The organism is Flavobacterium tructae (assembly GCF_002217475.1).
Taxonomy (GTDB): domain Bacteria; phylum Bacteroidota; class Bacteroidia; order Flavobacteriales; family Flavobacteriaceae; genus Flavobacterium; species Flavobacterium tructae.
Window position 1 is genome coordinate 1 of record NZ_MUHH01000016.1, and the last position, 12,621, is coordinate 12,621.

12 protein-coding genes are annotated in these 12,621 nt (G+C 36.0%); 5 read left to right on the top strand and 7 right to left on the bottom strand.

Annotated features, from left to right (window positions below; translation table 11 throughout):
* Positions 1 to 332: 332 nt before the first annotated feature.
* On the bottom strand, positions 333 to 1,733 hold the full coding sequence (locus B0A80_RS04315; protein ID WP_070907534.1) for a trypsin-like peptidase domain-containing protein: 1,401 nt from the start codon (positions 1,731 to 1,733) through the stop codon (positions 333 to 335).
* Positions 1,734 to 1,873: 140 nt separating this feature from the next.
* On the opposite strand from B0A80_RS04315, the gene dapF reads away from it, so the two are divergent.
* The 5 genes from dapF (at position 1,874) to B0A80_RS04340 (ending at position 5,950) form a co-directional block, all read left to right on the top strand.
* On the top strand, positions 1,874 to 2,656 hold the full coding sequence (dapF, locus tag B0A80_RS04320; protein WP_070907533.1) for a diaminopimelate epimerase: 783 nt from the start codon (positions 1,874 to 1,876) through the stop codon (positions 2,654 to 2,656).
* A gap of 39 nt (positions 2,657 to 2,695) precedes the next feature.
* Positions 2,696 to 3,229, top strand: coding sequence for a GNAT family N-acetyltransferase (locus tag B0A80_RS04325; RefSeq protein ID WP_089076550.1), 534 nt, complete (start codon positions 2,696 to 2,698; stop codon positions 3,227 to 3,229).
* 10 nt (positions 3,230 to 3,239) lie between these two features.
* Positions 3,240 to 4,280 (top strand): endolytic transglycosylase MltG, encoded by a 1,041-nt coding sequence (gene mltG, locus B0A80_RS04330; protein WP_089076551.1) that lies wholly within the window; start codon positions 3,240 to 3,242, stop codon positions 4,278 to 4,280.
* 2 nt (positions 4,281 to 4,282) lie between these two features.
* Positions 4,283 to 5,203 (top strand): DUF2279 domain-containing protein, encoded by a 921-nt coding sequence (locus B0A80_RS04335; RefSeq protein ID WP_089076552.1) that lies wholly within the window; start codon positions 4,283 to 4,285, stop codon positions 5,201 to 5,203.
* 99 nt (positions 5,204 to 5,302) lie between these two features.
* The gene (locus tag B0A80_RS04340) at positions 5,303 to 5,950 is read left to right on the top strand and encodes a peptidoglycan-binding protein LysM (RefSeq protein WP_070907530.1); all 648 of its coding nucleotides are present in this window, start codon (positions 5,303 to 5,305) and stop codon (positions 5,948 to 5,950) included.
* Positions 5,951 to 6,308: 358 nt separating this feature from the next.
* Here the strand turns inward: B0A80_RS04340 and scpA are convergent, their stop codons facing one another.
* The 6 genes from scpA to B0A80_RS04375 all read right to left on the bottom strand — a co-directional run bounded on the left by scpA (position 6,309) and on the right by B0A80_RS04375 (position 12,578).
* On the bottom strand, positions 6,309 to 8,447 hold the full coding sequence (gene scpA, locus B0A80_RS04345) for a methylmalonyl-CoA mutase (protein ID WP_070907529.1): 2,139 nt from the start codon (positions 8,445 to 8,447) through the stop codon (positions 6,309 to 6,311).
* 295 nt (positions 8,448 to 8,742) lie between these two features.
* On the bottom strand, positions 8,743 to 8,979 hold the full coding sequence (locus B0A80_RS04355; protein ID WP_089076553.1) for a hypothetical protein: 237 nt from the start codon (positions 8,977 to 8,979) through the stop codon (positions 8,743 to 8,745).
* A 44-nt stretch (positions 8,980 to 9,023) separates the two neighbouring features.
* Entirely contained in the window at positions 9,024 to 10,388 is a 1,365-nt protein-coding gene (locus tag B0A80_RS04360; RefSeq protein WP_089076616.1) for a methylmalonyl-CoA mutase subunit beta, read from the bottom strand.
* Positions 10,389 to 10,404: 16 nt separating this feature from the next.
* Entirely contained in the window at positions 10,405 to 10,737 is a 333-nt protein-coding gene (locus B0A80_RS04365; RefSeq protein WP_017498627.1) for an FtsB family cell division protein, read from the bottom strand.
* Positions 10,738 to 10,869: 132 nt separating this feature from the next.
* Positions 10,870 to 11,478 carry a uridine kinase gene (gene udk, locus B0A80_RS04370; protein ID WP_017498626.1) on the bottom strand — a complete coding sequence of 203 codons (609 nt, stop codon included), beginning with the start codon at positions 11,476 to 11,478 and terminating at the stop codon, positions 10,870 to 10,872.
* A 218-nt stretch (positions 11,479 to 11,696) separates the two neighbouring features.
* On the bottom strand, positions 11,697 to 12,578 hold the full coding sequence (locus tag B0A80_RS04375; protein WP_017498625.1) for an SDR family oxidoreductase: 882 nt from the start codon (positions 12,576 to 12,578) through the stop codon (positions 11,697 to 11,699).
* Between the last annotated feature and the right edge of the window lie 43 nt (positions 12,579 to 12,621).

The following is a 12,621-nucleotide window of genomic DNA, read 5'->3' on the forward strand; positions in this document are numbered from 1 at the left end:
CTTTTTGGTACAAAGATTTTTTGCTCATAATTGATTAAATTGAAAAAATAAATAGACGACTATTTTTAAATTTTGCGCAAAAGTACCCATTTCAATCGATTTCGTAAACTGTTTTATGATTTATTTTTGAAATTTGTATAAAAAATAATTTTTCCTAATTACTTAAAAATTGAACTTATGATAATGAAAATGGGAGCTCATTTGCGAAGAAAAACAAAAAAGTCACCTTATTTCTAAGATGACTTTTTTAGGAGTTTTCAGTCTCGGCTTTCAGTTTCCAGTGTGAAACAAGCTGTAAACTGCTACTGAGAACTGCGACCGTAAGGAGAGGTTTAAATAATAATTCTGAGAATTTCACCCGACTTACTGATCATTTCAAGACGCACACTTTGTCCGTCATTTTTATTGTTTAAAAGTTTAGAAACAGTTTCAATGTTGGTTGCTTTTACATTGTCAATACTTAAGATAATATTGCCTTGAAGCTCATTTTGATATTGCATTAAGTTTTCGTTAGTGATGCTTCTGATTTTTACACCATAATCAATTTTAAATTTCTTTTTATCTGAGGCATCGATGTTTTCCAGCTCGATTCCTTTAAATTCAGTGCTGAAAAATTCATTTTTACTTAAGGTTACCGGAACTGTTTTTGTTTTTCCATCTTTAATATAGGTCACTTTTACAACATCATTAGGACGTTTGGTATTAATGTAACCGGACAGATCTGCATAAGTGGCAATGTTCTGGTCGTCAAGTTTTATAATAATATCTCCTTTACCCAATCCTGCTTTTTCGGCTCCGGAGTTTTTAGAAACTTTGCTAATGTAGAAACCTTGTGTTTCGGTAATTCCTAGTTCTTTGGAAGCAGTACTGTTTAATTCACCTCCTTCAACACCCAAAATACCTCTTTGTACATTTCCGAATTCCATAATGTCTTCGATTATTTTTCGGGCAATATTAGACGGAACAGCAAAAGAGTATCCTACATAAGACCCCGTCATAGAAGATATCATTGTATTGATACCGATCAACTCACCTCTGGTGTTTACTAATGCACCACCACTATTTCCGGGGTTTACAGCCGCATCTGTCTGAATGAATGACTGAATTCCGTTAGTATCCAGATTTCGGGCTTTTGCCGAAACAATTCCGGCAGTAACCGTAGACGTTAAATTATACGGGTTTCCTACTGCCAAAACCCACTCTCCGATTTTTACAGAATCAGAATTAGCAAAAGCGGTATAAGGCAATTTTTCATCAGCATTAATTTTCAGTAAAGCGATGTCCATTTTAGAATCGGTGCCTATTAATTTTGCTTTGTATGATTTTTTATTGTTTAAAGTAATTTCGATTTCTGTAGCATCTTTAATCACGTGATTATTGGTTACAATGTATCCGTCTTCCGAAATAATAACTCCGGATCCGGTTCCAACTTGCTCCTGCTGTTGTTGACCTCCATAACCGTAGAAAAATTCCATCATAGGATTGCTGACGGTTCTTCGCGAGACATTTTTTACGTGAACAACAGTGTGAATGGTTTTGTCTGCGGCCGCTGTAAAATCAACCGTTTCAGCAGATAGTGCTACGTTTTTTCCAAATGAGTTGGGGGCAAGAGTAACAACAGAATTTCCTCTTCCAAAAAAAGAATTGCTGCTTTCAAATAATAATTTGTAAGCACCAAGGGTAGTTGCACCGCTAAGCAGTGAAACTAAAAATAAGGTTGAAAATCTTTTCATATTACAGTTTATATTATTGGTTATTTTAACGTAAAAATACTTCAAAAAATTATCTGAGAAAATGGTTTAACGCTCTTTAACAATGATTAACATTTCATTAATTATTTGTTCGTACTTTTGTGTCAGTTAATGTAAAAAAAATGCAAATAGAATTTTATAAATATCAGGGTACCGGGAACGATTTTGTTATGATTGACAACCGTTCAGAGTTCTTTCCAAAAGACAATATTAAATTGATTGAACGCCTGTGCGACAGACGTTTCGGGATAGGTGCCGACGGACTTATCTTACTCGAAAATGATACGGAAACTGACTTCAGAATGGTCTATTATAATTCAGACGGAAACCAAAGTTCGATGTGCGGAAATGGTGGTCGTTGTCTGGTAGCTTTTGCCAATCAGTTGGGGGTTATTGACGACAAAACTACCTTTATTGCAACAGATGGATTGCATCATGCTTCGGTGGGAGAGGATGCTATTATTTCCTTGCAAATGATTGATGTGGATGAAGTAAAAAAATACGATTCTTATACGTTCTTAAATACGGGTTCACCACATCATGTGCAGCTTGTAGAGGATTTAGAACATTATAATGTGAAAGAAAATGGTGCCGCAATTCGTTATGGCGAATTATATGGTGAAAAAGGAAGTAACGTTAATTTTGTAAAAAAAGTAAACGATAGTACCTTTTCATTGCGTACTTATGAAAGGGGTGTTGAAGATGAAACTTTGGCTTGCGGAACCGGAGCAACGGCAGTGGCAATTGCAATGAATGCTATTGGTTTAACAGATAAAACGTCAATTCATCTGAATGTTGAAGGCGGAAAATTGGTGGTTTCTTTTGAGAAGTCAGACGAACACTTTACCAATGTTTTTTTAACCGGGCCAGCCAAATTCGTTTTCAAAGGAACGATCGAAATTTAATTAGTCTCAAACGATCCAAAATCAGCAATCTAAAATCAAATGATAACACTCAAAGGCGATTCAATTTATCTGCGGGCACTGGAACCTGACGATCTGGAGTTTGTATATGCTATGGAGAATGATGAGCGCATTTGGGAAGTCAGTAATACCCAGACGCCTTACAGCAGGTTTTTGATCCGCCAGTATCTCGAAAATGCACAGCAGGATATTTATGAGGCCAAGCAATTGCGTTTGGCGATCTGTCAGGATCAGGACTTTCCGGCGATCGGATTAATTGATTTGTTTGAATTTGATCCGAAAAATAACAGAGCAGGGATTGGGATAGTCATTCAAAAGGATGAAAACAGAAATCAAAAAGTTGGATCTGAGGCATTAGGGCTTTTAATTAAGTATGCATTTCACCATTTAAGTTTGCACCAATTATATGCAAATATTGCTATGGGAAATGCAGCAAGTGTAGCTCTTTTTACTAAATTTGGCTTTGAGAAAATAGGAATTAAGAAGGACTGGGTTTTGCTCCATAACAAATATCAGGATGAAGCAATGTTTCAGTTAATTAATAAACACATTTAAATTTAAAACTTTGAGCATAAAAAAAATCATCACGTTAACTGCTGTTGCCGTAATTTCAGTTTTATTGGTTTACGGATTTATTTTAATTAGTAAAATCTTCAGTGCCAATACCAAATTCGAGGAGAAAGAATTGTACGTGTATGTTCCAACTGGAGCAAAGTATACCGATGTGAAGAAAATATTGGAGCCCTATATCAAGAATTTTGAAGATTTTGAAATGGTGGCTAACAAAAGAAGTTATCCTGAAAATGTAAAGTCAGGTCGTTTTTTGCTTAAAAAAGACATGAACAATATAGATTTGGTTCGTGCTATGCGTTCTAATGTTCCGGTAAAATTAGCTTTTAATAATCAGGAGAGATTGGAAAATTTTGCAGGAAGAGTAGGTTCTGAAATCGAAGCGGACAGTTTATCGCTATTGAAAGCCTTTAGAGATCCGGAATTTTTAGCTGCAAATGGTTTTAATGAAGAGAACGTTTTTGCTATGTTTATTCCGAATACTTATGAAATCTACTGGAATACTTCAGCAGAGAAGTTTCGTGATAAAATGATCAAAGAATATCACAATTTTTGGACTGCAGAGAGAATCGAAAAGGCAAAAAAGCAAGGATTAACTCCGGTTCAGGTTACTATTTTAGCATCCATCGTTCATAAAGAGTCCGTAAAGAAAGATGAAAGACCTCGTATTGCAGGTGTTTATTTGAACCGTTTACGTTTAGAAATGCCATTACAGGCTGATCCAACGGTAATTTACGCTTTAAAACTTAGAGACAATAATTTCGATCAGGTAATTAAAAGAGTTTTTTACAACGACTTGATTATGAAATCGCCTTACAACACTTACGTGAATATTGGACTTCCCCCGGGACCAATTGCAATGCCTGATATTACAGCCCTTGAAGCTGTTTTAAACCCGGAGAAAAACGATTATATTTATTTTTGTGCAAGCGTTGAACGTTTCGGATACCATGAATTCGCTGCTACTTTGGCAGAACACAATGTAAATGCAAAAAAATATTCAGACTGGATTGCTAGTCAGGGCGTAACAAGATAGTTTTGAATTTTAAAAGCATATTTTTTTTATCGGTTTTAGGGTTTTGGAGTGTTTTTTCAGTGAACGCTCAAAGCAGGGTTGAAAATTTTTTAACGCCTTCGGATACTTTAAATAAAAAAAGACAAAATACAGTCATATTTACCGAAGCTACTCTGGCTTCGGTAACTTTGCTGGGTTTGAATCAGCTTTGGTATGCTGATTATCCCCGCTCTAATTTCCATTTTATAAATGATAATAACGAATGGCTTCAGATGGATAAGGTGGGGCATATGTATTCGGCTTATCATTTAGGAAGATTTGGTGCTGAAATGATGAAATGGAGTGGTGCTGATCAAAAAAAGCAATTAATTTATGGTGCAGGTTTTGGCTTTGCCTTTCTGACGGCTGTCGAAGTATTGGATGGATTTTCATCAGAATGGGGCGCTTCTTCAGGAGATGTTATTGCTAATGCCACCGGTACTGCCTTATATGTTTCTCAGGAATTACTTTGGAAAGAACAGCGTATTGTTCCAAAATTCTCTTTTCATACTACACAGTATGCGAATTTAAGACCTAAAGTATTGGGAAGTTCGTTAAATGAACAGCTTTTAAAAGATTATAATGGGCAAACCTATTGGCTCTCCGTAAATCTTCATTCTTTCGCAAAAGAGAGTAAAATTCCAAAGTGGTTAAATGTAGCCTTTGGGTATGGAGCTGAAGGAATGTTAACCGGGAATTTACAAAATGATAATCCTGATTTCACACAAAACCCGAAAAGATTTCGTCAGATTTATCTTAGTTTTGACGTGAATTTGACGAAAATTGAAACAAAATCACATTTTTTAAAGACTATTTTTTCCGTTTTTAACACAATAAAAATTCCGGCGCCAACTCTCGAATACTCCGCCAATAAAGGGCTTAAAGCGCATGCCTTCTATTTTTAGAAAACATTAACTTGTTGATTATCAGTATAATTTGTTTTTTATTACCTTTGCACCGTAGAAATTTCAAAAAGGTGACAGCGTTTTGAAGAAAAACAATTTATGATAAAGAAGTGGTATTTTTATGCGAGTTTGATCGTTATTATTACATTTTTGACTTTGGGTTTTAAACCCTTTAATCTGGAAACCAAACCGTGGTTTCTAATAGAAAAAACAGATGGATCTGAATACGTATTTCCATCACAGGAAGAGGATGACTATCCCACCTTACACAAATTAAACACCCCATTTACCGGAAAACGCCTTATTGGATTCAAAGAAGCTGTAGCTTTTAAGGAATCTCAAGGGAAATATCGTTTGGTAAATTCGTTAGGTTATATGGGGAAATATCAATTTGGGACTCAGGCACTGAGAGCTATTGGTGTTCAAAACAACAAAGCCTTTTTAAAAGACCCTGCCTTACAGGAAAAAGCATTTCTGGTGTTATTGTCTAAAAACAAATGGATTTTACGCAATGAGATCGAAAAGTATGAAGGGAAAATTATTAACGGTATTGAAATTACAGAGTCTGGTATTTTGGCTGCTGCTCATCTTGGTGGTGCAGGTTCAGTTAAAAACTTTTTTAAGAACAAAGGAGGCCAACACTTTAGAGATGCCTACGGAACTTCTTTAAAAAGTTACCTTAAAGCCTTTGGCGGTTATGATCTTTCGTTTATTGAAGCGGATAGTAACGCTACAATACACCATTAATAAAGTGTAAGCTTTATAAAGAAAACCTGCTGTAAAAAGCAGGTTTTTTTATGGCTGGTTTTAATTAGTAACGGTTATTGAGATTTTAAGATTTGAATTGCCCCTTGTGTGTCATTTCGACGAAGGAGAAATCACAAACGTAGCTCGACAAAGATTGGTAACTTGTTTGCAGAGTTTCTTTATGGAGTTTCTTTGTAGAATGGTTCGTGTGATTTCTCCTTCGTCGAAATGACAATAGGAGTCTGATAATAGGAGTCCAACAATAGGGGGCTGATAAAGATTGAAGGGTTTTTTGTTGATGGGAGAATGCAAAATAAAAAAAGAGAGGCAATTGCCTCTCTTATAATGAATTTATCTTCTAATCAATTAAAATTTCTAAGATTTTAATGGCCGCTTCACTAATTTTTGTTCCGGGACCAAATACTGCAACTGCTCCGGCATCAAAAAGAAATTGGTAATCCTGAGCAGGAATTACTCCTCCTACAATGACCATAATATCTTCGCGTCCGTGTTTTTTAAGTTCTTCAATCACCTGAGGGACTAAAGTTTTATGTCCGGCAGCCAGTGATGAAACTCCTAAGATGTGAACGTCATTTTCAACCGCTTGTTTGGCAGCTTCGGCAGGAGTCTGGAAGAGCGGACCTATGTCTACGTCGAAACCTACATCGGCATAACCCGTCGCAACTACTTTTGCACCTCGGTCATGTCCGTCTTGTCCCATTTTAGCAATCATAATTCTGGGACGTCTTCCTTCTTGTTTGGCAAAGGCATCCGCTAATTGTTTTGCCTTTTCAAAATTCTCGTCATTTTTTATTGCTGCACTATACACACCGCTAAAGGATTTAATTTGTGCTTTGAACCTGCCGAATACACTTTCAAGGGCATCGCTAATCTCTCCTAAAGTCGCTCTGTTTCGGGCTGCTTCAATTGCGATTGCAAGTAAGTTACCTTCTCCGGTCTTTGCACAATGAATTAATTTTTCGAGTGATTGATTTACTTTTTCAGTATCTCTGGTTTCTTTAATTTTTTGAAGTTGATCTACCTGCTGCTTGCGAACCATTTGGTTGTCAACATCCAGAATGTGTAGAGGATCTTCTTTTTCTAATCGATATTGATTTACACCAACAATTATATCTTGTCCACTGTCTATTCTGGCCTGTTTTCTTGCCGCAGCTTCTTCGATTCTTAATTTTGGAATTCCCGCTTCAATAGCTTTTGTCATCCCGCCTAATTCTTCGACTTCTTCGATAAGTTTCCAGGTACTTTTGAGAATTTCATCCGTTAAGCTTTCCACATAATAACTTCCTCCCCAAGGATCAACGGTTTTAGTGATTTTAGTTTCTTCCTGTAGAAAAATCTGCGTATTACGCGCAATTCTTGCCGAGAAGTCAGTAGGCAAAGCAATAGCCTCGTCTAATGCGTTTGTGTGCAAGGACTGTGTTCCTCCAAAAGCAGCTGCCGTGGCTTCGATACAGGTTCTGGCGACATTATTAAACGGATCTTGTTCAGTTAAACTCCATCCACTAGTCTGACAATGGGTTCTCAGCGCCAAAGATTTATCACTTTTAGGATTGAATTGTTGTACCAGTTTTGCCCAGATCATTCGACCTGCTCTCATTTTGGCAATTTCCATAAAATGATTCATTCCGATAGCCCAAAAGAAAGACAATCGGGGCGCAAAGTCATCAATACTCATTCCGGTAGAGAGACCGGTTCTAATGTATTCCAGACCGTCAGCTAAGGTATACGCCAGTTCAATATCGGCAGTAGCACCCGCTTCCTGCATGTGGTATCCCGAAATTGAAATAGAGTTGAATTTGGGCATTTTTTGACTCGTAAATTCGAAGATATCAGCAATGATCTTCATCGAAGGAGTCGGAGGGTAAATATATGTATTACGCACCATGAACTCTTTCAGAATATCGTTTTGAATGGTTCCGGATAATTTTCCAATCGGCACGCCTTGTTCTTCTGCCGCAACGATATAAAAAGCCATAATAGGTAAAACGGCTCCATTCATAGTCATTGAAACCGACATTTCATCAAGTGGAATCTGATCGAATAGTATTTTCATGTCTTCGACAGAATCGATGGCTACCCCGGCTTTTCCAACATCACCAACTACTCTTTCATGATCGGAATCGTAACCACGATGGGTAGGTAAATCGAAGGCAATCGAAAGACCTTTTTGTCCGGCAGCCAAATTTCTTCTGTAAAAAGCATTACTCTCTTCAGCGGTCGAAAATCCTGCATATTGACGAATCGTCCACGGACGTCTTACATACATGGTAGCGTAAGGTCCGCGCAAGTTGGGTGCAAACCCGGCTCCAAAATCAAGAAATTCTAGATCTTCAAGATCCTTTTCAGAGTATCTTTTTTTGAGCTCAATTCCTTCGGCCGTGGTGAAGTTATGCGTTACGGGTTCTGAGTTATGTGCCAGTTGGTCTAACTTTTCACGGTTAACATCTAACTTAATATGTGTAAGGTCTTTTCTCAATTGTAAAAATGTTATTTAGAATAAGTTTAATTCACTATCTCTCGATGTGTGAAAAATAGATTTAATTACGATGCTGTTTTTATAAATAGAATAATGTATTGCGTATGGAAACGTTTTTAAAAAGATGATTCGAATATTGTCATATCTAATCTGAAAAGATAATGGGTTGCTTTTAAGGATTGAGATACTTTTTTTAAAGGAATCATTGAATTTGTTACCTAATTTTGGATGTATATTTTTATAATAAAGCAAGGAATTTTTATAATCTGCTTTTGCTTCTTCAATAATGACTACTTTATAAATCATTTTCGATTTCTTTTAAAAAATCATCAATGTCAGAGACATTATCAGGATTTTTTAAATAGTTTTCAGTTCTTTCCCTAACCTGATCAATTTGCCATTGTGGAATTTTATAGTCATCATGCTGTACCGGTAAAATAATTACTTCAACTTCATTTGCTACAAAATCGTCCGGCAGAATTATGGTTACAGAATGATTTTTAACTGATAGTATTTGTCTGATCGCTTCCATAATTATTTTGATTTATACTCAAATATAGTTATTTGAAATTAATTTCATTCAAGCTCCAATCGCTCCTGTTCCAGTTTTTCGGCTAATCTTTTTTCTATTATTGGAGTAATTAATGTTTTTCTTGGTTTTATTTTTACGAAAGGAAACAATTCTAAATCATGTTTCATTTTGTCTTCTTTGTTCGGATGTTTGTTCGTACCTAAGAGAATCTCCTTTTTAGAATCGAATAATTCCTGTTCTTTTGCAGCACTTTCCTGAATTTTCTTCTTGATCGTTCCGTCATTTAAAAGCTTTAAGAATCCTCCATTTGCTTCAATATCTTTAAACAAGGTTAAGCTTTTTTCGGCCAGCTGCATCGTCAGGCTTTCAATGTAATAACTTCCGTCTGCCGGATTATCAACCTTGTCAAAATAGCTTTCGTGTTTTAAAACCAGTAATTGATTGCGGGCAATACGATCACCAAATTCATTGTCTTTATGATACAAAGAATCGTAAGGAAGGTTGGCTACAGCATCTGCACCGCCTAAAATGGCCGACATGCATTCTGTGGTTGTGCGCAACATGTTAACATTGTAATCGTAAATCGTTTTATTTCGTTTGGTAGGAGTTACTAATAAATGACATTCTAAGTCAGGATTATATTCAGCAGCGATTAATTTGAAAAGCATGCGCAATGCACGAAGTTTAGCAATTTCAAAGAAATAATTAGTTCCTACTGAAACTTCAAAAACAATTGGTTTTAAAGTATTCGGAAAGCGGTTCAAATATTCATTGGCATGTGCTAAGCTATAAGCAATTTGCTGCGTGATAGTAGCACCTGCATTTTGATACAAACCTGAGTCGATACTTAAAAATGAAATGTTGGCTGTTGCTTTTGAAATTTTTTCCAGCGTTTCAAAATTATTTTTATCTGCTGTAGAAAACCAGTTTCCTTCTCTTGCCAATTGTCCAATAGGATCAGTATTGCAATAAAAAGTGGCTTTCTTTTGAATTGAAATCTGGTCCAATAGCTTTACGAAATCGATTGAAATGAAATTCAAATTAAAGTAAACAATTCTATTTTCTAAAGGAAGTGTTTCCAGTAATTTTTGAACATCAATGGTTTTGTCTTCAATTGTGAAACGCAGACTTTCAGCGCCTCTTTCAAGTGTATTGATGGCTCTTTGAATTGATTTATCAATATCATAAACAAAAATGTTCTGGCAAATTTTAAAGTCGGATACCTGAGTTTTTACCGTTGCGGCCTTTGTAAATTCATCAGTGTGGTAAAATGGTTTTACCTGAATGTCTTCGGGAGAATTCCAAATTACGGTTTGGTTGTAATCGGCTCCATCTAATTCAAACTGAATTTTTTGTTTCCATTGTTTGGATGAAATAGGGCTAAAATCGTCGAACAGGGTAGTGGCCATTGTGTATTTTTTCGGGTTATTCTTTATCTTGAATGGTATCTCCTTCAAAATGTATGATGTAAATATCTTCGCTGTCTTTTTTCATAAAGTACTTTTCGCGGGCATATTTTTCAATTTGTTCAGGATTTTTGAGCTGTTTGATCTGTTCCTGATCTTTTTTTATTTCGTCTTGATAGTATTTTTTATTGTCTTGTAATTCATGAATCTGGTTGTCCAGAAAACGATGATCAAAATAAGAATAATTATCTAAGAATAACATCCATATTACAAAAAAGAGCAACACCCAAACGTATTTGTTGCCCAGGAGTTTAAACCATTTTTTGTCTTTATATGGGTTTTTAATTTTCATTTAACCGATTGCGTTTTATAATTTCGATTGATGTTTTGGTTTTGATAGAAGTGATAATCCTTTTGTGCCATTTTCGGGCACAAAAGGTGAAATGTATCTTCTAATTTTGATGCATTAAATTTACAATAAAAATTATAAAATTCGCTGATTAATTACAGCCCGGACTACATCAATGGCCACGGTATTGTATTTGTCGTTTGGAATTATAATGTCGGCGAAAGCCTTAGAAGGTTCTATAAACTGTTCGTGCATTGGCTTTAAGGTGTTTTGATAACGTGTTAAAACCTCGTCAATATCACGTCCGCGTTCTGAAATGTCTCTTTTTAAACGACGGATTAATCTTTCGTCTGAATCGGCATGAACAAAAATTTTGATGTCAAAAAGATCACGTAACTCCGGATTGGTCAGAATTAAAATTCCCTCAACAATCATTACTTTTCTTGGATGAGTTGAAACCGTATCGTCGGTTCTGTTGTGCTGTATGAAAGAATATACAGGCTGGTCTATGGTTTCACCTGCTTTTAATGCTTTAAGGTGTTTTACCAGTAATTCAAAATCGATAGCACGCGGATGGTCAAAATTGATTAACGCTCTTTCGTCAAATGACAAATTGTTAGTCTCTTTATAATACGAATCCTGAGAAATTACACCCACTTCTGTGTCTGGTAATTCATTCATGATTTGGTGTACTACTGTCGTTTTTCCACTTCCTGTTCCTCCTGCAAGTCCAATAATGAGCATAAAATTTGTGTTATATATTTGTTCGGCAAAAATAATAATTTAAGTGGATTCATAATGGTATCCGAACTTTAAAATTGAATTTATGCGGATAAGTTTAACTAAGGTTTTGAAAGGATTACAGGAACTATGCAAAAAAAATCCCGATAGCAATGCCATCGGGATTTGGTGCAATCAGTATAGTTTTAATAAAATATTCTGAATTTAGTAAGCACTTGTAATTATTTATTCTTTTTTGCTTTAATCATCATTTCAAGCTGATCCCAAAGTTCTTCCGGGATTGCTTCCAGTAAATTAAACTGTCCGGCACCTTTTAACCACTCTCCACCATCAATTGTAATAACGTCTCCGTTTACATAAGCTGAAAAATCTGAAACTAAATAAGCGGCCAGATTAGCCAACTCCTGATGATCACCTACACGTTTCAACGGTACTTTTTTAGCCATATCGAATTTTTCGGCAAGATCTCCCGGTAATAATCGATCCCAAGCTCCTTTTGTAGGGAATGGTCCCGGAGCAATTGCGTTAGAACGAATTCCGTATTTTGCCCATTCAACGGCCAAACTGCGGGTCATCGCCAGTACTCCCGCTTTTGCGGTTGCACTAGGTACTACATAGGCTGAACCAGTCCAGGCATAAGTTGTAACAATATTTAAAATCGTAGCAGAAGTTTGTTTGGTGTCGATCCAGTGTTTTCCAAAGGCAAGCGTACAGTTTTTAGTACCTTTCAATACAATATCAATAACCGTATCAAAAGCATTCGCAGATAAACGTTCTGTTGGCGAGATGAAATTTCCGGCAGCATTATTCAAAAGAACATCAACCTTTCCAAAAGTTTTTAAAACTTCCTGAAGCATGTTCTCCACTTCTTCGTAATGACGAACGTCACATTGAAGCGGTAAACATTTTCCTCCGGTTTCAGTTTCAAGTTCAGCGGCAGTGTTTTTAAGCTTTTCTAAATCTCTTGAAGTAATGGCTACTTGAGCCCCTAATTCTAAAAAGTATTTGGTCATGGCTTTTCCTAAACCGCTTCCTCCACCTGTAACAACAATGACTTTGCCTTTTAAAGCGTCATCTCTTAACATTTTATCTGTATAGCTCATATGTATTTCTTTTTATTACAATATTAATTAAATAAATAGGATG